Origin of the sequence: Tenacibaculum gallaicum (assembly GCF_003387615.1) — a bacterium.
GTDB classification, from domain to species: domain Bacteria; phylum Bacteroidota; class Bacteroidia; order Flavobacteriales; family Flavobacteriaceae; genus Polaribacter; species Polaribacter gallaicus.
Genome location: NZ_QUNS01000001.1, coordinates 904,187 through 927,188, shown reverse-complemented (window position 1 = coordinate 927,188; position 23,002 = coordinate 904,187). Strand labels below are relative to the sequence as shown.

Here is a 23,002-nt window from a genome sequence, read left to right as displayed (position 1 = left end):
CCTAAATTGTAATCACACTGTGTACGCTTCTTCTTGGATACATTGTTTTTCATAAAATAAGTCTAAATTGTGTAAACTTATTTCAGGACGAGACAATATCTAAAAAAAGGGTTGACAATTGTCAACCCTTTTTTTTATGCTTTTACAAACTCTTCCACTTCAAAAAGTTCTTTAAAGTGTTTTATAATTTTTTCTTTTACTTCTTCCTCCGAGACCTTTCTACCTAGTTCGACTTCCATCGAAGTAACGGCTTTACCACGAATTCCACATGGTATAATATTGTCAAAGTACCCTAAATTAGCATTCACATTCAAGGCAAATCCATGCATGGTAACCCACCTACTGGCTCTAATCCCCATAGCACAAATTTTTCTAGCAAACGGTGTACCTACACCTAACCAAACACCTGTTTCTCCATCACTTCTTTCGCCTTCTAATCCGTATTCTGCAATTGTTAAAATAATTGATTCTTCTAACAAACGTAAATACTTATGAATATCAGTAAAAAAGTTTTCTAAATCTAAGATTGGGTAACCAACAATTTGTCCCGGTCCATGATAAGTTATGTCTCCTCCTCTATTGATCTTATAAAAAGTTGCTTCTTTCTCTTTTAACTTTTCTTCGTTTAACAAAAGATTATTCATATCTCCTGATTTCCCTAAAGTATACACATGTGGATGCTCTACAAACAAAAAGTAATTAGGAGTCTCAATTTCACTATTTTCATTTCTTCTTTCTCTTTTTAATGACACTATTTCATCTAAAAGATTAGTTTGGTAATCCCATGTTTCCTTGTAATCTTTTCTTCCTAGATCACTAATTCTTATTTTTTTATTCATAAATTGTGGCGCTAAACTACCTTACAAAGGTAGGGAAATTTAGAGTTTTACTGTTATAAACTAAACGTATATCAATTACAAAAACCATGTTTAAAAAAAGTACCCTTCCTTTTTTAGTTGCTTTCTACTTTTCAATAGTTAGCTTGTATTCACAACAACTATGGACAAGAGTTCATAAAGACGCTATTGCTCAACAAAAAAAACGAACTTTCAGTACAAACTCTTCACCAAAACAATACGTTTTAATGAGTTTGGATTTAGATGTATTTAAAAACACATTACCAAACTTAGAGTCTAAAAGTGGACCTAATTCAAAAATTATACAACTTCCTAATGCTAATGGAAAACTAGAAAGTTTTTCAATAAAGGAAACTCCTTATTTAGCATCAGGTTTAGCCGAGAAGTTCCCTATGATTAAATCTTTTTCAGCACAGGGAATTGACAATCCTACTTCTTCTGCTAAGATAAGTATAGGAAAAGATGGAGTTCATGCAATCATTTTTTCAGCAAATGAAGGTACTTCATACATAAACCCTTATACTAAGGACTATAAAGAGTATATAATATACAAAAAGAGCAGTCTAGCTTCCATCAAAGATGAATTTCTTTGTAAGGTTGAAGATACTGTACAAGAAGAAAACATATCACCACGCCAAAGAAGAAATGCTAATGATGGTAACTTGAGAACCTACAGAATGGCAATAGCTTGTACAGGTGAATATGCCCAGTTCCATATAAATAATCAAGGAGTACCATCAACAGCTAGTGATACAGAAAAAAAAGCTGCTGTATTATCAGCTATGAATACTACTATAACTCGTGTAAACAGTGTTTATGAAAAAGATTTAGCGGTAAGAATGATTATTGTTGATAATAATGATTCCTTAATTTTCTTAGATGCTGATACTGATGGATTAACCAATGATAATGCTAATACTTTAATTGATGAAAGTCAGGTAAAATGTGACAACATTATTGGTGACGCTAATTACGATATTGGGCATACATTTAGTACTGGTGCCGGAGGTTTGGCTCAACTAAACTCTGTTTGCGCTACTAACTATAAAGCTCAAGGGGTTACTGGAAGAAGCCGACCTATAGGTGATACCTACGACATAGACTATGTTGCTCATGAAGTTGGACATCAATTCGGAGCTACTCATACATTTAACAACTCTTGTGATGGGAACAGAAGTACTAGTACAGCTGTTGAACCTGGAAGCGGTTCTACAATTATGGGGTATGCCGGTATCTGTTCACCAAATGTACAAAATGTAAGTGACGATTATTTTCACGCTGTTAGTATAGCCCAAATGTGGAGCCATGTACAAGGAACAGGAAGTTGTGCTACCTCAACAAACATTGGGAACAACGCTCCGACTGCTAACGCTGGAAATGATGTAAGTATTCCTAAATCTACTCCTTTTGTTTTGAAAGGACAAGCTACTGATGCTGACGGAACATCTTCTTTGACATATACCTGGGAGCAAATTGATAATGAAACCGCAACAATGTCTCCATTACCTACAAATACTGGAGGACCTATGTTCAGGTCATTATCTCCTTCAAAGTCTCCAGATAGATATTTCCCTGCTCTTTCAACAGTTTTAAGCGGAAACACTTCTACAGAATGGGAGGTTTTACCATCAGTTGCTAGAGAATTAGACTTTGCCTTTACAGTAAGAGATAATCATGCTGGAGGAGGTAACTCTGCTAGAGATGATATGAAAATTAATATTATAGATGCTGAGGCTTTTACCGTTACTAGCCCTAGTTCTGCTGTATCTTGGGGAGCTAGTTCTACTCAAACTATTACTTGGAGTAAAGGAGCTACAGACCAAGCTCCTATTAATTGTGCTAATGTAAATATAAAACTTTCAACAGATGGAGGACTTACTTTTCCTATTACTTTAAAAGGCAATACACCAAATGACGGTTCAGAAGACATTGTTATACCTGATACTCCCACAACTAATGCTCGAATATTAGTTGAAGCAGCAGATAACATTTTTTACAATATTAATAACACCAACTTAACAATTTTCCCAACAGCGCCTACTTATTCAATAGTTAATAATACTGGAGACATCTCTGTATGTAACGTAGCTACAAATGAGCTAGTTTTTGATTTTAACTATAATGCTTTGTACGGTTTTAATGAAACAGTTAATTTATCTTACTCTGGAGCTCCTGCTAATTCTATAGTTACATTAAGCAACTCTACAATTAATACTAGCGGAAAGTTTACCTTAACTGTAACAGACCTTACAAAGGTTACTAAAGGAGATTACACAATTACAGTTACTGCTACATCAGGCTCAATAACCAAATCTGTAGACATACTATTAAACGTAAACGATAGTCTTTGTAATTCTTCTGGTAATATTGTATCTCAATTAGGTATTACTAATGTTACTTTTAATAGTATTAACAATAACTCTACCAAAACAACTGGTTATTCAGACTTTACTAGCCAAAGCACAGACGTTGTTAGAGGTGAAAACTATAATTTAACTACTTCTATCAATACTGATGGAAATAATAACATAAAAACATTTGCATGGATTGATTGGAACCAAAATTGTGTTTTTGATGCTAATGAAACCTATGACTTAACCTCATCTAATACTATTTCTGTTACTGTTCCTGAAGGTATTCCAACAGGGCCAACAATTATGAGGGTTTCTACAAAGTTAGATAGTAATCCAAATTCTTGTGAACTGAGTTTTAATGGTGAAGCAGAAGACTATACTATTACTGTTTTAGAACCTACTTTCTCTATTTCAAACAGTACTGGAGATATGTCTGTATGTAAACAAGCGACTAATGAAATAACTTTTGATTTTGATTATACTGCTCTCTATGGTTTTAATGAAACTGTTAACCTTTCTTATTTAGGAATTCCAACAAATTCAACTGCAACGTTGAGCCCTACTAATATAAATAGTAGTGGAAAATTTACTTTAACAGTAACCAACTTAACGGATGTTGCCATAGGTGATTATACAGTTACTGTTACTGCTACATCAGGTTCAATGACCAAGTCAGTAGATATACTTTTAAACGTAAATGATAACCTATGTAATTCTTCTGGTAATACTGAGTCACAATTAAGCATTACGAATGTTACTTTTAATAGTATCAATAATGATTCAAATAAAACAAATGGGTATTCAGATTTTAAATCAATAACGACGCAAGTAGTTAGAGGTGAAAGCTACGATTTAACAACTACTATCAACACAACTGGGAACAGCGACATAAATACTTTTGCTTGGATAGACTGGAACCAAAACTGTATATTTGACGCTGATGAAACTTATGATTTAACTTCTTCTAACACGCTTTCTGTTTCCGTACCTGAAAATGCACCTTTAGGTTCTACAACTATGAGAATCTCTACAAGGTCAACTAGCAATCCTAACTCTTGTGGATTAAACTTTAATGGTGAGGTCGAAGATTATACTATTACTATTCAAGAAAGCTTTGCTACAGACAATACGTTGTTTGATGATTTAAAAATAGGTCCAATTCCCACTCTCTTAGATAAAAAAGTAACGGTAAACTTCAAGGTAAAAGACAAAGAATCAACAATTATTAGGCTTTTTGATTTTAGAGGAAGATTACTTGAAACACAAAAGTTCTCAACTGTTTCTAGTCAATTTAATGAAAAAGTACAATTAACTAAAACTGCTAGCGGACTTTACCTTTTACAAATTGAAAATGCTGGTAAACAAGTAACAAGAAAAATAGCTATTAAATAACTATTTTTAAATCTAAAAAACACAAAACAATCCAAAATTGGGTTGCTTTGTGTTTTTACAAATTATATTTTACTGTAAACATTACTATTCTAGACTGAATTACATACGAAGAATTGCTCACATAAATATCATTACTACTATTCTGATTCAATCCTGTTGAATTTAATAAGTTGGTAACTCCAACTTTATATTCCCATTTACTGTCTTTTTTCTGATACGTAATATCTGCTCTTAAGAAACCATAACTATCAATTGTTTTACCATTATTAAGTACGCTATTATAGGTATACTTTGATGTAAAAATAAATTCCTTTAAGAAAAAAGCATCAAAATTTATATACGGACTATGGGTTGTAAAAGTGTTTTCAACTCCTCCAATATCTGAATTGTTTATAGACACGTTATAACCTACATCAAAATTCGGAGCTTCTTTAAAGTTTGTACTAAATTTTGAGGTATATGTTTGAGAAAATGTTTTCGCTAACCTATTTCTTGTTTCATTCGTTTGTCGATCAGTTATTAAACTATTCGATTTTCCATAAGATACATTACCTCCTAATCGTAGTTTAAACTTTCTAAAACTCTTTTGAAAATTTGCTCTTACTGAAATAGACTCATCAGGAAAAGCAGAGTTTACCGAAGTTCTTACTTGGTTAACATCAATAAACTCTGTATTACTCTTAATTTCTCTAATACGTTTACTATAGTTGATTGCCCCAAAAACATTGGTATAATTAAACATATTAAAACTAAAATAATTCAAATTTATATTATGGTATAATGAGTTATCAAGAGTTCTATTCCCTGAATATAAACTATTGTAGTTATTAAAAACATAACCTTCTGCTAATTTATTTACATCAGTAAAACTAGTTTGCATGGCATAGTTTAAACGTAGTGTCTCTGATTTTTTTAAGTTAATTTTTACCGAAGCATCTGGTAAAAGTTTAGTAAAACTATTTTCATAGACTGACCCTAATTGGGTGTTTTTAGAAACGTAGTTATGTGATGTAAAACCTTGATTAAAGGTAAAAATACCTGTTATGAATTTATAATGCAAACCCATATACAAATCATCAAAAGAAAAATCTACGTCGTTAACTGTATTGGATTCAGTAATTTCATTTTTATTTCCTTCTAAAACTTCAAAAATAGTTGAGTTAAATTCTTGATTACTTAAGGTAGCACCCAAAGTTATATTTAAATTACTTTTAGAGTTAAGTACATAATAGTAATCTAATTTCGCATCTAACTTGTTTGTTTTTATTCTTTTATTCTGACTTACATTAAATAAATTATGATCCCCTAGATTTGGATTAACATTTGTTAATGATAACAAGTTATAAAAAGACAACTTTTCCAGTTCAGCATTGTAAAACGGATCTTCATTTTGCCATAAATGTTGCGCCTCAAAAGCAAAAATATTTTTATCATTTAAGGTATAATAATAATTTAAGTTTTGATTAATTGAAAACGGGCTTTGCTCTGAAACTTGATGAATAGGCACTACCTCATCATCTGCATTTAAATATATTCTTGATGATAATGTTGTTTGTAGTTGTTGTTGCTTTGAAACCTTAGCAAAAATATCATAATCAAATTGGTTGTTTACATTTGGCTTATAACTTGAACTTATTTTAAACAAACCTAAATCACTTTTTTGATTTGTTACATCTTGTGTTTGTTCGGTATCAATATACTTTATTGAAGACGGATTATTCTCATCATATGGAGGCAGGTTATTTATATCAACTCCAGCATTTGAATATACACGTTGCGTAGTTTCCTCCATATCTGTTTCATTTCCTGAATAGATAGCAAATCCACTAATATCCCAAGTTTTCTTTGGAGAATAACTAAAGTTTAAAGCACCAAATTTTGATTCAATCTCTTTCGCTCTATTATTTCTTAAAGTTAAGAAAGCAATATCGTTAGATCCTACATTAAAGTTTGTTCCGTTATTATCTCCAAACTGTCTAAAGCCTCCTGTAAACTTAAAATAATCTCTCATTGTAAAAGGCACTTCTCCAATATTGTTTACATCAGTTATAATGTTTAAACTATACTTAGGGCTATAATAAAATAACTTTGGATGTGCTATATACCGACTATCTTCCATACCTAATCCTAAACCAGCAGCAACTTCTCCAAACCAAAAGTTCTTTTTTCCTTCTTTTAATTTAATATTTATAACAACGTTATCCTCATTATCAGTAACACGACTCATTTGCCCTACTTCACTATGATTTTTAAGTACCTGAACTTTATTTATTGCATTTGCAGGGATATTTTTAGTCGCTAATTTAGAATCTCCATCAAAAAAATCCTTTCCTTCAACCATCACCTTTTTTACAATCTTCCCTTCAACTTCAATTTCACCATCATCATTTACTTCAACTCCTGGTAGTTTTTGAAGCACATCTCCTAGCTTTTTTTCAGTTCCGCTTTTAAAACTATCTGCATCATACACTATTGTATCACCTTTAACAGTTACAGGCATTGTATAAGTAATATTTACTTCATCTAAACTATCATCTACCTGTAAAACAAGATCTTTAAATAAGTTACTATCTTTTGTTTCTACATCAACTTCTACCGTTTTCAAACCTATATAACTTACCTTTATACTATAGGCAGCATTTTTAGTTAGATTTAATTTATAATTCCCTTTAGCATCCGTGAAACCATAAGAATCTAGTTTTTTAGTTGTTTTGTTTATAGCAATTACATTTGCCATTTCTAGTGGGGCTCCAATACTATCTTTCACTACTCCTTTTAGTGTAATTTGGGCATTAGCAGTCCAGGTAGCTATGCAAATAGCTATGAATAATATTTTTTTCATTACATGATTTTATTATTAAGTAGACTCTCCTTTAAAACTATAACCTTACTGTGAGTAAGAACTAGAGTTTAAATTCAATACAATAAGACTACCCTTGTATTTCTATTTGAAAAGAGTTTCCGTCTTTACTTTTTCTTTTGTTTTTGAAACGCTCCATCATATCCTTCGTATGTTCATCTATTATATTATCAAATTCTTTTTGAGTAACCTTCTTCCCTTTTTTTGGCTCTTTTATTTCTATTTTTTCTGACGGATTTAAAACGATTTCTGTACACGCAATCGTTTGTTTTCCATCTTGTACTTCTAAAATTAACCCTGGTAATCCCCAAAACTGTCCTGGACCATTGCTTATGGGAATTTCAGGAGTATACCATACTACAGTTTCAATAGTTATCTCTTCTTTCTTTTCTTCTGTTTCTCCATCTGTCATAGACATTGAAGTTCTGGTTTCTTTTCTCGTTTTAGTAGCCTTATAGCAAGTATAATTTCCGATATTCTTAGTTTCTCCGGTCATTTTCCAATCAAAGTTCTCTAACTTGTCTTTTATTAAAAAACGTTTACCACTAATCTCAGTTTTGTTTATATAGCTTTTATCCTTTATGTTTTTATACAAAACATCAGTTCCTCCTCCACTACCCATCACTTGAATTTGCACTCCTCCTACTTGAGCTTGTGGTGAAGAAAGCTTTTTATTTTGTTTGTATGTAGATATTGACTTATCAAAGTTTAACGTATATGTTTGCTGAAACTGCTTCATTAATTGTGTTTGCAATTTTTTTTGCATTTCAGAGTTTGGCGCTCCTTTTTTATTATCTATTTTAAGATCAATTTTTCGATGTGTCTTATAGATAGCTTTTCCTTGAAAATTTTGCGAAAACATTGATGCGCTTAACAACAATATTAATAGTGTGATATTTCTCATTTCTTTAGTTTTTAAATTCAATACTACAAATATGCTTAGCTATATTATCTTTTTGAGTTAATGAGTGTTAACGAGTGTTAACCATGTTTTTTATTCACTTTAACACTTTATCTTTGAAACATGAATACAAGAAAACATCGTTGGATATTATATTTAATTAGCGCTACAATTATTGCTACAATTCTGATACAGTTTTATTGGAACTACAAAAACTATCAACAAAACAAGCAACGTGTTATAAATGAAATTCAATTAAGTTTAGATAATGCTGTTGAAGAATATTACGCTGCTTTAACTAAGCAAAACTTTTTTGCAATAGTAGAATCTAGAAAAGCAACTTCAAAAAACAACCTTAACGACAAAAACATTTGGAAAGAAGTTTTTTCTTCTCAAATAGAGAAAAAAAAGGACAGTATACAGTTTAAAATTTCTTCTTTTGATATTAGAACTGACAACCCGAAAGAGTTTAAAAAAATGAACTCTTATTTTGTTGACTCACTTCTTAATGATATGAAGCATGAGATTAACGACTCTACTCCTAAAAAGTATTCTAAAATCACCCAGATTACTCAATTTAATAAAGATCATACATCTGGTATTCATCTTGATTCTTCAGGAATTAAAGAAGTAAAAGTTTTTAAAGGTAAGAGGGCTACAGATAGCTTAAAATTAATAAAAGGATTACAAACCATTTTTATTTCTGTTCAAAATGATTCTTTGGATCATGTGAAACTGGATTCTATTATAAAAAAACAATTAACGACTAAAGGCATTTCAACTCCTTTTTACTTAAATCATTTTAAACATGATACTTTATTTTATTCATCAAAAAAAGAAGGAGTACCTACACTAAACCTACAAAGCGATGCTAAGTCTACTTATGTTAAAAGTAATGAAAAGCTAACCCTATTGTATGAGAACCCATCAAGTGAAATTCTTAAAAGAAGTTCGACAGGAATTATACTATCTCTTTTACTTTCATTGGCTGTTGTTACAAGTCTATTTTACTTATTAAAAGTTATCAATCAACAAAAAGAACTTGCTGAAATTAAAAATGATTTAATTAGCAACATTACTCACGAATTCAAAACACCTATAACTACCGTTTCAACTGCACTAGAAGCTATTAATAATTTTAATGCTATAAATGATAAGGAAAAAACTAAAAAATATATTTCTATTTCATCTGTACAGATAGAAAAACTTCATTTAATGGTGGAAAAATTATTAGAAACAGCTACACTTGATAGTGAAAAATTACTTTTAAAGAAAGAACCTATCAATTTAGTTGAATTGATAGAAAATAACGCTAAAAAACATCAGTTTACTAACTCAGAAAAAACAATTCAATTCTCATCAAACAAATCCGAAATAATCACAAATATTGATGTGTTTCATTTTGAAAATGCTATTTCTAACCTACTTGACAATGCTATTAAATATGGTGGCGAAATTATAGAAATACATATTAATCAGGTATTAAATGCCATTGAAATAACTGTAGCAGACAACGGTAAGGGAATTGACAAAAATCAACAAGAAAAAATATTCGATCAGTTTTACCGTATTCCAAAAGGAAACACCCATGATGTAAAAGGTTTTGGGATAGGCTTATATTATACTAAAAAGATTATTGAAAAACATAAAGGTGTTATATCCTTAATTTCAAAACCGAATAATACCCTTTTTAAAATTGTTTTAAATAATGAGTAAAACTATTAAAGTGTTGTTGGCAGAAGACGAACCTAGTTTAGGACAAATTGTAAAAGAAAGTTTGGAAACTAGAAATTTTGAAGTGTTTCATGCTCTTAATGGAGAAGAAGCTTATGAAATTTATCAAGTAAACCCTCCTGATATTTTAGTTTTAGACGTAATGATGCCTAAAAAAGATGGTTTTACACTAGCTAAAGAGATTCGACAAGAGAACAAACATCTTCCTATTATTTTTTTAACTGCAAAATCGCAAGCTAAAGATGTTGTTGAAGGTTTTGAGCACGGTGGAAATGACTATCTTAAAAAACCTTTTTCAATGGAAGAATTAATTGTTCGTATTCACTCATTGTTAAACAGAGTTGAATTAAAAAAGAACTACGACGCAATTAACATTGGTAATTATACTTTTAACTACACCAAGCAAGTTTTGTCTTTTAATAATGATTGTAAGAAGTTAACACATCGAGAGTCAGAGTTGCTATTCCACCTATCACAAAAGAAAAATGAAGTTTTAGACAGGTCTTTTATTTTAAAAAAGTTATGGGGAGATGACGATTTTTTTAATGCTCGAAGTATGGATGTTTTTATTTCCAAGTTACGAAAGAAGCTAAAACACGATGAGAATATTCAAATTATAAACATAAGAGGCTATGGTTATAAATTGATCTGTTAAATTGTTTATGAGTTCCTTTTTTTATGTAATTTTACCGTCCCCTAATCTGGCAGTGCCAGCAATATTAAAAAACACTTTACAACAAATAATTATGCACGTAGCAATTGCCGGGAACATTGGCGCGGGTAAAACCACTTTAACAAAATTATTAGCAAAGCACTACAATTGGGAAGCTCATTTTGAATCGGTTGATGAAAACCCGTATTTAGATGACTTTTATGCCGAAATGGAACGTTGGTCTTTTAATTTACAAGTTTACTTTTTAAATAGTCGTTTTCGTCAGGTACTAGAGCTACGTAAATCTGGTAAAAAAATAATTCAAGATCGAACTATTTACGAAGACGCCCATATTTTCGCACCCAACTTACATGCAATGGGGTTAATGACAAATAGAGATTACAGCAACTATTCTTCTCTATTTGAATTAATGGAAAACTTGGTAACTCCACCTGATTTATTAATTTATTTACGTGCAGATATTTCTACATTAGTAGGTCAAATTCATAAACGAGGTAGAGAGTATGAAAACTCTATTAGTATCGATTATTTAAGTCGATTAAATGAACGCTATGAAGCTTGGATTAGCCAGTATACTAAAGGAAAGTTATTAATTATTGATGTAGATAATTTAGATTTTGTTGATAATCAAGAAGACTTAGGTTATGTTATTGATAGAATAGATGCTCAAATAAATGGATTATTTTAAGTTTTAAAGAGCTTAAAAACTATAAAAGAAAACCCTTTGTTCTTTACTAAAGAACAAAGGGTTTTCTTTTATCAGTTCATGCTTTTATAAAGTATGCGCCGTCCTAAAAAATAAAAACTCTCCTTCAAATAGAAGTCTTATTCTCAAATCTTTCTTCTTTAAAAACAAGTTAATTATTACTCCTTCAAAGAGGGGTATAATTTTAAAATTGTACCTCCCTTTTTTATAAATAGTCACGTAGTCACCTTACTTTTTATTATCAAATAGCTAATATTTGTGACAACTCATTTTAAGAAACTTGTTAAAAAAACAAGTCTATTAACTTCTATTAGTTTAATGATTTGCAGGTAGCTGAAAATGTAATCTTTAAACTTAAAAAAAAGAAATAGAGTAAGCAATTAACTTAAAATTAATAATTATGAAGAAAACATTTTTTTTACCAAAGGGATTAGAGAAATTCACAAACTTACAAACTGACAATTTAGACCTTATTAAAGGAGGTGCTATCTATGTGGAAGAAGAAATTTATTACCCTACTAGTGGTGGAGGTAGAGTATGTCCTGACGGATTAGTTTGGAGTGATAAGCTACAAAAATGTGTAAGATTTTTAGAGGTTGATGCTGAAGTTGAAAAAAAACATTTCAGATTATAATACAGCATCTTAAAATCTTTTCAAGGAAATTGTGCACTGTATAATTTCCTTGTTTTAATCAACATCTTTTCAAATTATGAACTTTAATTCTTTAGCCATAAAAATTGCTAGCAGGTGTAACCTTAATTGCTCATATTGCTTCATGTACAACCTTGGAGATACTACCTATAAAAATCAACCTAAATTCATGTCTTCAGAAGTAGTTGATAATATTATTGAAAAGACTAAAAACTATATAAAAAAGTATAACAAAAAAGAATTTTCTTTTATTTTCCATGGAGGCGAACCTCTACTCGCTTCCAAAGATTTTTATATTGATTTCATAAGTAAGGTACAAAAAATACAACAAGAGCTAACTGATGTATCTTTCTCTTTTGACTTACAAACAAACGGTGTTCTTTTAGATAAAAGTTGGATACAATTATTTAAAAACTTAAACATTTATCCTAGTATAAGCGTTGATGGAACTAAAAAGGCACACGATATGTATAGAGTAGATCATAAAGGGAATGGCAGCTACGATACAGTTTTTGAAAGTGTTAAACTATTAAAAAATGAAATGAATTTTGCTGACATAGCTTGTGTTATTAATATTGAAGAAAGCCCAAAAGAAATTTACGATAGCTTTAAAAAAATGAATGTCAGCTATGTAAACTTTTTAATTCCTGACTATACACATGATAATTTTCCTTTCGATAAAAACCAAACCTTAATGGCTGATTGGCTAATTAATTTATTTGACATTTGGATTAGCGATCCCAAACGATTTAAGGTTCCACTATTTTTAGGATTATTAAACTCTTTTATGAGAGTTAATGAAATTGCAAAAAATGAATCAACTGTTTTAGTTATCGAAACCAATGGAGAAATTGAAGCTATAGATTCTCTAAAAGCTTGTGGTCATGGTTTTACAAAAACTGGACTAAATATTAAAGAAAATAGTTTTCAAGATATACAACACACCTCTTTAGGTAAATTATATTTTAATGATTTTAACACAAAGCTTTGTAAACAATGTTTAGAGTGCCCATTAAATGAAATTTGCAAAGGTGGCAGGTTGGTTCATCGTTATAACAAAAAAAACGGTTTCAACAATCCTTCTGTTTACTGTAATGACCTAATTAAACTGATAGCTCACATACAAAAATTCTTTATATCATGTTATCCTGAATTACACGAAAAAGAAAATATAGAACTTATAAAACCAATTGAAATCACAAATTATCTTTCTACTATTGCCGAAAGTAATGACGCACTTTATAAAGAAGAATTAGAAGCTTTTTCTGAAAAAAATCAAGTAGTTGCGATTTAGTTTTATCAGTTAAATTAAATCTCTTTTAAACTCACTTAGTAATATAGCTGTTGCTGTAGCTACATTTAAACTTTCAGTTTGTTGCAAATCACCAAACCTTGGAATGGTTATAATATCTTTTACAACATCAGTAATCTCAGGTGAAATTCCATTTGCCTCATTTCCCATTACTAAAACTGCTTGTTTAGGTAATGATGTAGTGTATACATTTTCACCATCCATATCTGCTGTATAAATAGGCAATGAAGTACTCTTTAAAAATTCAGGTAGGTCAACATATGAAACCTGAACTCTTGTTAACGACCCCATAGTAGATTGTACCACCTTTTGATTATAACAATCAACCGTATTTTTAGAACATACCAACTCAGAAATCCCAAACCAATCGCATAGACGGATAATTGTTCCTAAATTCCCTGGGTCGTTAACTCCATCTAAAGCAACAATAAAACTGTTTTTATTAATTTCTTCATCTTTCGGAATCTTAAACAGACCTAATACCTTATTTGGTTTTTTTAGAGTACTTACTTTTTTCAACTCATTTTCAGAAATCAAAACAACCTCTACTTCTTTTAAAGTCATAAATGACTCATCAGTAGTATATAATTGTTCTACTTTTAAAGAAGATGCAAGTAATTCATTAACCACCTTCACTCCTTCTGCTACAAATAATTGATGCTTCTGTCTATACTTTTTTTGTTGTAAACTAGTTATTAACTTTATATTGTTTTTAGATAAACTCATTAAATTGTTTTTAACACTCTAAAACCACTAAAAAATAGTATTTTTGATTCTTAATACGAGGTGTAAAGTTAATGAAAAAACTTTCTTTCTTCTTTTTATTAGTAGTCTTATTCAGCTCATGTAGCACGATTAAATATGTTAAAGAAAACGAGTTATTGCTAGCCAAAAACACGGTATATATTGACAGTGTAAAAAACTCAAGTGGTAATATTACTGAACTACTAATGCAACGTCCTAACGCTAAGGCTCTAGGTATGCCTTTATCATTGCATTTTTATAATTTAGGGAATCCTGAAGCACCTAAAACACCAAGTGAATGGGCTAAAAAACATCCAAAAACCTATAATTTTTACAAAAATATTTTTTCTGAAAAGCAAAGTATTGCTGTAGCTAAAACATTTATTGGGTTTAATAATTGGTTTTTAACAAGCGGACAAGCTCCAATTATAATTGATGACAAAAAAACTAATAGGACTGTAGATAATTTAAAAGCTTACTATCAAACTGAAGGATATTTTAGAGCCAAAGTTTCTTCTAAAAAGGATACTATAGGTAAGAAGAAAGGTGAAATTAGTTATCATATTACAAAAGGAAATCCTTCTTATTTAGATACCATAAAAACCTTTATTACATCACCAGTTTTAGACTCTTTATATCAGCTAACAAAAGACAAAAGTCATTTAAAATCTGGAGATCATTATAAAAATGACAATTTCATAAATGAAGCTAATCGACTTGTAAAGCTTTTTAGAAACAAAGGAGTCTATCATTTTAACGAGAATTATATTTCATTTGAAAATGACACTTTAAAAAACTATAAAAAAACTGATGTAGACATTAATATCTCTGATAAAACTGTTCCTTTTCAAATTCAGAGAATAAAGAAGGTAAATGTTTTCACTGATTATACTTATAGTACAAGAAACTCTCAACATAAAGATACTACTAGTTATAAAGGGATAAACTTTTATGCTCTTCGAAAATTAAAATACAATCCTAAGTATTTATCTCAATCTCTATTTATAAAACCAAATACTGTTTATAGTGATTCTCTTAGAAGTTTAACTCGTACTCATTTAAGAGGGCTAAAAAATTTTAAAGCAACTTCTATTCGATATAACGAATTAAGCGAAAATGAATTAGAAGCAAATGTATTTTTAACCCCTATTGAAAAATACACTTTAGGTTTTGAAACTGAATTGTCTCGCTCTAACATTCGTAACTTTGATGTTTCTTTAAAGTTTTCATTAACCAATAGAAATACATTTAAAGGTGCTGAGCTTTTTAAACTTTCAGCTTTTACGTCTTATTTTAACTCAAATAATGGACCTGGTTGGGAAGTTGGTTCTGATATTTCATTAGAAATACCTCGTTTTATGGCTCCTTTTGGATTGCATAAGTTAGTACCCAAAAGAATGTTTCCTAGAACTAAATTTTATTCAGGGATTGGAATTCAAAAAAATATTGGTTTAGACAAGCAAAATATATCAGTAGGAATAGATTATAAGTGGGACTACAATGAAAAAAAATCAATCCAATTAGAACTATTAAACACACAGTACATAAGAAACTTAAATATTGATAATTATTTTTCTGTTTATAATTCTGAATATCGAAAATTAGCTGAAGTTGCTGAAATTTATGATCCTTCTTACACTTTTCCAAATAACACACCGAGTAATTCTAATGAAATAATTAGGTTTGTTACTGATATTATTACTGATGCTAATTTTGCAGCTTCTAATCCTACTGAGTTTCAAAATGTTTTAAACCTTGCTAACAGATATAATATTGTAACTTCTGATTTTTTAATTCCTGAAATCGCTTACAGCTACACTTACAACAACCAAGAAAATATTAAAGATGCTAGTTTTTCTTTTTTTAAGTTTAGAATAGCTAACTCAGGGAATATTATGGGGCTTTTATCTAATAATACTAACAGTTTAGGGCAAAAAACAGTGTTTAAAATTCCTATTGCCCAATATTTCAAAACTGATATTGAGTATAAAAAATATTGGGATTTAGGTGACAATAATGTGTTAGCTCATAGAACTTTTCTAGGAGCGATTTTAACATACGATGACTCAGACATTCCTTTTATTCCTTTTTCTCGTAGCTATTTTGCTGGGGGGTCAAATGACATTAGGGCATGGAGAACCTACGACTTAGGACCTGGTACACGAACTCCTGTTTTAGAGTATAATATAGGTAGTTTAAAGTTTTTAACCAGTTTCGAATACCGTTTTGACGTTTTTGGTTCTTTAAAATCTGCTTTATTTATAGATGCTGGAAATATTTGGGATATTACCAGTTCAGAATTTGCTGATGCCCCTTCTAAGTTTAACGGATTCAAATCTTTACAAGATATAGCTGTTGGTGCTGGTTTTGGGCTTCGCTATGACTTTAAGTTTTTAATTGCAAGACTAGATTTAGGTTTCAAAGCACACGAGCCTTACTTAACAAATAATAGGTGGTTTCAAAACTTCAATTTCTCTAACTCAGTACTAAATATCGGTATAAACTACCCCTTCTAACAAAGTACTTTCTGTTAAAAATTTATCGCAACTTGTATAAAAAAGTGTAGATTTGTTCTATAAATTATGTAACACACTACTAAACAAATAAAAAATGATTAAACCTGGAGTTGCCACCGGAAAAGAAGTTCAAGAAATTTTTGAATTAGCAAAACAAAAAGGCTTTGCTTTACCAGCTGTTAATGTTGTTGGATCAAACACTATTAATAGTGTTTTGGAAACAGCTAAAGAACTTAACTCGCCTGTAATAATCCAATTTTCTAATGGCGGTGCTCAATTCAATGCAGGTAAAGGCTTATCAAACGACAACGAAAAAGCTGCTATTGCTGGTGCAGTAGCAGGTGCAAAACACATACATTTATTAGCAGAAGCTTATGGGGTTCCTGTTATTTTACATACCGATCACGCAGCTAAAAAATTATTACCTTGGATTGATGGTTTATTAGATGCTAGTGAGCAATTTTATAAAGAAACAGGAAAACCTTTATACAGTTCTCACATGATTGATTTAAGTGAAGAACCAATAGAAGAAAACATTGAAATTTGTAAAGAATACCTTGCTCGTATGAGTAAAATGGGAATGACTTTAGAAATTGAATTAGGAATTACTGGTGGTGAAGAAGACGGTGTTGATAATTCTGATGTAGATGTATCTAAGTTATATACACAACCAGAAGAAGTAGCTTATGCCTATGAAGAGTTAATGAAAGTTAGCCCACAATTTACAATCGCTGCTGCTTTTGGAAATGTCCACGGAGTATACAAACCTGGAAATGTAAAATTAACTCCAAAAATTTTAAAGAATTCTCAAGAGTATATTTCAGAAAAATATAACGTTCCTCACAATACAATTCACTTTGTATTCCACGGAGGATCAGGTTCTACTTTAGAAGAAATTCGCGAAGCAATTAGCTACGGAGTTATTAAAATGAATATCGATACTGATTTACAATATGCATTTACCGAAGGTGTTCGTGATTATATGAAAGAAAAATCTGCATATTTGCAATCTCAAATTGGTAACCCTGAAGGAGGTGATGTTCCTAATAAGAAGTATTATGACCCTCGTAAATGGTTACGTGAAGGAGAACAAACCTTCAAGGCTCGATTAAAGAAAGCTTTTGAAGACCTAAATAATGTAAATACATTATAGTATTCTTTGAAAAAGAAAACCAAACAACTAAAGAATAAAAAACTAAATTATGGCTTGGTTTAAACGTACAGACAAAGGGATTCAAACCCCAACAGAAGAAAAGAAAGACACACCAAAAGGCTTGTGGTATAAAACCCCAAGTGGAAAAATAATTGACACCGACGAGTTAAAAAAGAATTTATACGTAAGTCCAGAAGACGGATACCACGTGCGTATAGGTAGTAAAGAGTATTTTGAAATCTTTTTTGATGATAATAAATTCAAAGAATTAGATCCAAAGTTATCAGCTAAAGATCCTTTAAGGTTTGAAGACACTAAAAAGTACCCTGAGAAATTAAAAGCAGCTCAGAAAAAAACAGGATTAAAAGATGCTGTACGTACTGCCGTTGGTAAATCAATGGGAAAAGACTTAGTAGTTGCTTCTATGGATTTTGCATTCATCGGAGGTTCTATGGGTAGTGTAGTTGGAGAAAAAATAGCACGAGCTATTGATTATTCAATCAAAAACAACATTCCTTTTTTAATGATTTCTAAATCAGGAGGAGCTCGTATGCAAGAAGCTTCGCTTTCTTTAATGCAGTTAGCTAAAACTTCTGCTAAACTTGCACAATTAGCAGATGCCAAAATTCCATACATATCTTTATGTACCGATCCTACAACAGGAGGAACCACAGCTTCTTTTGCTATGTTGGGAGACATTAATATTGCAGAACCAAATGCGTTAATAGGTTTTGCTGGTCCTCGTATTGTAAAAGATACTACTGGTAAAGATTTACCAGAAGGGTTTCAACGTTCAGAGTTTTTATTAGAGCATGGCTTCTTAGATGCAATTTTTGAGCGAAAAGACTTAAAAAAACAAATCAACTTATATATAGATTTAACACAAAATCAATCTGTAAGAGCATAACAAAAAAGCTGGCGTTTGCTAGCTTTTTTGCTTTCTAATTTTTTCCGTTTCCTTTCCAAAAAATAATCGTACATTTGCAACTTCAATGTGAATGCATTGAGTACATAATAATCATTTAAATAATATTGGCATGTATTTAACAAAAGAAGTTAAAGAACAAATCTTCGCAAAACACGGTAAAGGAGCAAATGATACTGGTACTGCAGAAGGTCAAATCGCGTTATTCACGCACAGAATTAACCACTTAACTGAGCACTTAAAGAAAAATCGTAAAGATTTTAACACAGAGCGCTCGTTAGTACGTATGGTAGGTAAGCGTAGAAGCTTATTAGATTATCTAAAGAAAAAAGAGATTAACAGATATCGTGCGATTATTAAAGAATTAGGAATTAGAAAATAATTCTACAAAAAAAGAGGCTCTACAAACGTGCCTCTTTTTTATTTTTACATGAAATTTATTTCTGACTAACAAACAGAAATTTATATATAAAAAGCTCAAAATTACTAACAATAATTTTGATTTTCCATTGGAGCAACAACAACACAACAACAAACAAAACAAAAACATTAGAATTAAAATTTATGATTCCAAAAGTATTTAGAGAGGTCATAGACCTTGGAGATGGAAGAACCATCTCGTTAGAAACCGGTAAATTAGCAAAACAAGCACACGGTTCAGTTGTTGTTCAGATGGGAAAAGCAATGTTATTATGTACTGTAGTATCTAACTACAAGCAATCTGATGTTGACTTTTTACCATTAACAGTAGATTACAGAGAAAAGTTTGCAGCTGCAGGACGTTACCCTGGAGGTTTCTTTAAAAGAGAAGCAAGACCAAGTGATGGAGAAGTATTAACAATGCGTTTAGTAGACCGTGTTTTACGTCCTTTATTTCCAAAAGACTATCACGCTGAAACACAAGTAATGGTTCAGTTAATGTCTCATGACGAAGAGGTAATGCCAGATGCTTTAGCTGGTTTAGCTGCTTCCGCTGCAATTCAATTATCAGATATTCCTTTCGAAACTCCAATTTCTGAAGCACGTGTTGCTAGAGTAAATGGAGAGTTTGTAATCAATCCAAACAGAGCACAATTAGCCGAATCTGATATCGACATGATGATTGGAGCTTCAGCAGATTCTGTAATGATGGTTGAAGGTGAAATGGATGAGATTTCTGAAGAAGAAATGGCAGATGCTATTAAATTCGCACACGAAGCTATTAAAGTACAATGTGCAGCTCAAGTTCGTTTAGCAGAAGCTTTTGGCAAAAAAGAAACTCGTGAATACGAGGCAGAAAGAGAAGATGAAGAGTTAGCTCAAAAAATTAACGATTTAGCCTATGCTAAATGTTATGACATAGCTAAAAAAGGAACTTCAAAAGCAGAAAGAGGTTTAGCTTTTTCTGAAGTAAAAGAAGAAATTATAGCTACTTTTTCTGAAGAAGAAATTGAAGACTACGGTAATTTAATTGGAAAATACTTTAACAAAGCACAAAAAAACGCTGTTAGAGAGTTAACATTAGCTGAAGGATTGCGTTTAGACGGGCGTACAACTACAGATATTAGACCTATTTGGTGTGAGGTTGATTACTTACCTTCTACACACGGTTCTTCTATCTTTACACGTGGAGAAACACAAGCGTTAGCAACTGTAACCTTAGGGACTTCTAGAGAGGCTAACCAAATAGACATGCCGTCTTACGAAGGTGAAGAAACTTTTTACTTACATTATAATTTCCCTCCTTTTTGTACTGGAGAGGCACGTCCTTTAAGAGGAACTTCACGTAGAGAAGTTGGTCATGGTAATTTAGCGCAAAGAGCCTTAAAAGGAATGATTCCTGCTGATTGCCCATATACCGTGAGAGTTGTATCTGAAGTGTTGGAGTCTAACGGTTCTTCTTCTATGGCAACCGTTTGTTCTGGTACTATGGCATTAATGGATGCTGGTGTGCAATTAAAGAAACCTGTTTCTGGTATCGCAATGGGATTAATTTCTGATGGTGATCGTTATGCAGTTTTATCTGATATTTTAGGTGATGAAGATCACTTAGGAGATATGGACTTTAAAGTAACAGGAACCTCTGACGGTATTACAGCTTGTCAGATGGATATTAAAGTAAAAGGGTTAAGTTACGAAATTTTAGTAAGTGCATTAAAACAAGCTCGTGATGGTCGTTTACACATTTTAGAAAAACTAACAGATACCATTGCTACTCCTAATACAGAAGTAAAAGCTCATGCACCTAAAATGGTTACTAGAGTGATTCCTAACGATATGATTGGAGCATTTATTGGACCTGGTGGAAAACACATTCAAGAGTTACAAAAAGAAACAGAAACTACTATTGTTATCAACGAAGACCCTGTTACTGAAGAAGGAATCGTTGAGATATTAGGAACAAGTCCTGAAGGAATTGAAAAAGTTCTTGCGCGTATCGAGTCGATGATGTTTAAACCTGAAAAAGGTTCTGTTTACGAAGTAAAAGTAATAAAGTTATTAGATTTTGGTGCCGTTGTAGAATATATTGAGGCTCCAGGAAATGAAGTTTTATTACACGTTAGCGAGTTAGCTTGGGAACGCACTAACAATGTTACAGATGTTGTTAATTTAGGAGATGTTTTAGATGTAAAATATTTCGGAACTGACCCTAAAACTCGTAAAGAGAAAGTTTCAAGAAAGGCTTTATTACCTAAACCTGAAGGTTATGTAGCTAGGCCACCTAGAGACAATAAAGGTCGTGATAATCGTAACCGCGATAATCGCCGTGACGATAGAAAACCTAGACAAGAGAAAAAGGAATCATAAAAATTCTTTTTAGATATATAAAAAAGCAACCAAATTTAAATTTGGTTGCTTTTTTTGTTTTATATACTTTTTAATAAAGAAAAAAGACTACTAAAACTAGCAGTCTTTTACTTAGAGTTGTTTCAGATCATTCCCCAATAATCATATGAAAATCTTACTCTATAAAGAAATCCAACACTATAACAGTTGAAAAATAAAATACCCTACCCTATTTTTAAAAATATATTTAAATAAAAAATCTTTTTTTAGCTTTTCTTTTTTTAGTTTTAGTTTTCTTTGCATCCCATTCATGAAAATACAACGAATTACATATATTTCTATAGGAACCAACCAAGGAGATAAGCTTGCAAACATTCAGCAAGCAATCAACTCAATTGCTGATAAGGTAGGCGCTGTATTAAAAGTAGCATCTGTATACGAAACGGCTTCATGGGGGTTTGATAGCAATAACTTTTTCAATACTTGTATTAAAGTTTCAACATATTTACCTCCTGAACAATTAATACTTAGACTACTTTCTATAGAAAAAGAACTTGGAAGAACTCGAAAAAATACCGAAGGATATTCTGATAGGTTAATTGATTTAGATATTTTATTATTTGATGATGAAATTATCTTTTCTAAAACCTTAATCGTACCACATCCACGAATGTTAGAACGTAAGTTTGCACTGGTTCCTTTGGTTGATATTGCTCGTAATGTTATCCACCCTATAGAGAAAAAGCATTTATATATTTGCTTAGAGAATTGTAATGATACTTCAGGAATCACCAAGCTCAATGAAAAATTAGCACGACCTATGCCTATTACTGAAAAGTATAATTACATCGCTATTGAAGGTAATATTGGTGCTGGAAAAACTTCATTAGCCAATATGATGTCTGACGAGTTTAACGCAAAAATTGTGTTAGAACGTTTTGCTGACAATCCATTTTTACCGAAGTTTTATAATGATAATGAACGTTATGCCTTTCCATTAGAAATGAGTTTTTTGGCTGATCGTTATCAACAACTTTCTGATGATTTAGCGCAATTCGATTTATTTAAAAACTTTATTGTTTCTGATTACTACATTTTTAAATCGCTCATTTTTGCGCAAATTACTTTGCACAGTGATGAATATAAGTTATACAGAAAAATGTTTGATTTAATGTACAAAGAAATCACTAAACCTGATTTGTATGTGTATTTATATCAAAATACAGAACGCTTGTTAGAAAACATTAAAAAACGTGGACGTGATTACGAGCAAAATATAGAAGCTAGTTATTTACAAAAGATTCACGATGGGTATAGCAATTTTATCAAAACTCAACCTGATTTAAACATTCTAATTGTTGATGTTTCTGATTTAGATTTTGTAAACAACCCAGATGATTATGAAACTATCATTAATAAGATAAAAAACTACAATACATAAAAAAGCAGCTTTAAAA

16 protein-coding genes are annotated in these 23,002 nt (G+C 31.1%); 12 read left to right on the top strand and 4 right to left on the bottom strand.

Features of this window, described 5'->3' with window-relative positions; translation table 11 throughout:
* Positions 1–134 precede the first annotated feature (134 nt).
* A complete protein-coding gene (gene lipB / locus C7448_RS04295; protein WP_115900092.1) occupies positions 135–839 on the bottom strand; it encodes a lipoyl(octanoyl) transferase LipB in 705 nt (234 codons plus the stop codon).
* A gap of 86 nt (positions 840–925) precedes the next feature.
* Here lipB and C7448_RS04290 point away from each other — a divergent pair, with 86 nt between their 5' ends.
* Positions 926–4,603: a reprolysin-like metallopeptidase gene (locus C7448_RS04290; protein ID WP_115900091.1), complete on the top strand. Its 3,678-nt coding sequence runs from the start codon at positions 926–928 to the stop codon at positions 4,601–4,603.
* A 55-nt stretch (positions 4,604–4,658) separates the two neighbouring features.
* Here the strand turns inward: C7448_RS04290 and C7448_RS04285 are convergent, their stop codons facing one another.
* Both C7448_RS04285 and C7448_RS04280 read right to left on the bottom strand, forming a co-directional pair.
* Positions 4,659–7,445 (bottom strand): carboxypeptidase-like regulatory domain-containing protein, encoded by a 2,787-nt coding sequence (locus C7448_RS04285; RefSeq protein ID WP_115900090.1) that lies wholly within the window; start codon positions 7,443–7,445, stop codon positions 4,659–4,661.
* Between the two features lie 88 nt (positions 7,446–7,533).
* Positions 7,534–8,367 (bottom strand): GLPGLI family protein, encoded by an 834-nt coding sequence (locus C7448_RS04280; protein WP_115900141.1) that lies wholly within the window; start codon positions 8,365–8,367, stop codon positions 7,534–7,536.
* A gap of 120 nt (positions 8,368–8,487) precedes the next feature.
* Between C7448_RS04280 and C7448_RS04275 the strand changes: the two genes are divergently transcribed.
* The 5 genes from C7448_RS04275 to C7448_RS04255 all read left to right on the top strand — a co-directional run bounded on the left by C7448_RS04275 (position 8,488) and on the right by C7448_RS04255 (position 13,423).
* Positions 8,488–10,080, top strand: coding sequence for a sensor histidine kinase (locus C7448_RS04275; RefSeq protein WP_115900089.1), 1,593 nt, complete (start codon positions 8,488–8,490; stop codon positions 10,078–10,080).
* Complete coding sequence (locus C7448_RS04270; protein WP_115900088.1) at positions 10,073–10,753, top strand: response regulator transcription factor; 681 nt, start codon at positions 10,073–10,075, stop codon at positions 10,751–10,753. Before C7448_RS04275 ends, C7448_RS04270 begins: the two co-directional genes overlap by 8 nt.
* Positions 10,754–10,844: 91 nt before the next feature.
* Positions 10,845–11,459: a deoxynucleoside kinase gene (locus C7448_RS04265; RefSeq protein WP_115900140.1), complete on the top strand. Its 615-nt coding sequence runs from the start codon at positions 10,845–10,847 to the stop codon at positions 11,457–11,459.
* Between the two features lie 418 nt (positions 11,460–11,877).
* Positions 11,878–12,111, top strand: coding sequence for a hypothetical protein (locus tag C7448_RS04260; protein ID WP_115900087.1), 234 nt, complete (start codon positions 11,878–11,880; stop codon positions 12,109–12,111).
* A gap of 76 nt (positions 12,112–12,187) precedes the next feature.
* Complete coding sequence (locus C7448_RS04255) at positions 12,188–13,423, top strand: radical SAM protein (RefSeq protein WP_115900086.1); 1,236 nt, start codon at positions 12,188–12,190, stop codon at positions 13,421–13,423.
* 9 nt (positions 13,424–13,432) lie between these two features.
* Here the strand turns inward: C7448_RS04255 and C7448_RS04250 are convergent, their stop codons facing one another.
* Entirely contained in the window at positions 13,433–14,167 is a 735-nt protein-coding gene (locus C7448_RS04250) for a TrmH family RNA methyltransferase (RefSeq protein ID WP_115900085.1), read from the bottom strand.
* Positions 14,168–14,238: 71 nt separating this feature from the next.
* On the opposite strand from C7448_RS04250, the gene tamL reads away from it, so the two are divergent.
* The 6 genes from tamL (at position 14,239) to folK (ending at position 22,986) form a co-directional block, all read left to right on the top strand.
* Positions 14,239–16,701, top strand: coding sequence for a translocation and assembly module lipoprotein TamL (gene tamL / locus C7448_RS04245; RefSeq protein ID WP_115900084.1), 2,463 nt, complete (start codon positions 14,239–14,241; stop codon positions 16,699–16,701).
* Positions 16,702–16,795: 94 nt separating this feature from the next.
* A complete protein-coding gene (gene fbaA / locus C7448_RS04240; RefSeq protein ID WP_115900083.1) occupies positions 16,796–17,854 on the top strand; it encodes a class II fructose-bisphosphate aldolase in 1,059 nt (352 codons plus the stop codon).
* Between the two features lie 49 nt (positions 17,855–17,903).
* Positions 17,904–18,761 carry an acetyl-CoA carboxylase, carboxyltransferase subunit beta gene (accD, locus tag C7448_RS04235; RefSeq protein ID WP_115900082.1) on the top strand — a complete coding sequence of 286 codons (858 nt, stop codon included), beginning with the start codon at positions 17,904–17,906 and terminating at the stop codon, positions 18,759–18,761.
* 130 nt (positions 18,762–18,891) lie between these two features.
* Positions 18,892–19,161, top strand: a complete 270-nt coding sequence (gene rpsO / locus C7448_RS04230) for a 30S ribosomal protein S15 (RefSeq protein ID WP_047788611.1) — start codon at positions 18,892–18,894, stop codon at positions 19,159–19,161.
* Positions 19,162–19,343: 182 nt separating this feature from the next.
* Positions 19,344–21,566 (top strand): polyribonucleotide nucleotidyltransferase, encoded by a 2,223-nt coding sequence (locus C7448_RS04225; protein WP_115900139.1) that lies wholly within the window; start codon positions 19,344–19,346, stop codon positions 21,564–21,566.
* Between the two features lie 289 nt (positions 21,567–21,855).
* On the top strand, positions 21,856–22,986 hold the full coding sequence (gene folK / locus C7448_RS04220) for a 2-amino-4-hydroxy-6-hydroxymethyldihydropteridine diphosphokinase (RefSeq protein ID WP_115900081.1): 1,131 nt from the start codon (positions 21,856–21,858) through the stop codon (positions 22,984–22,986).
* Positions 22,987–23,002: the final 16 nt, after the last annotated feature.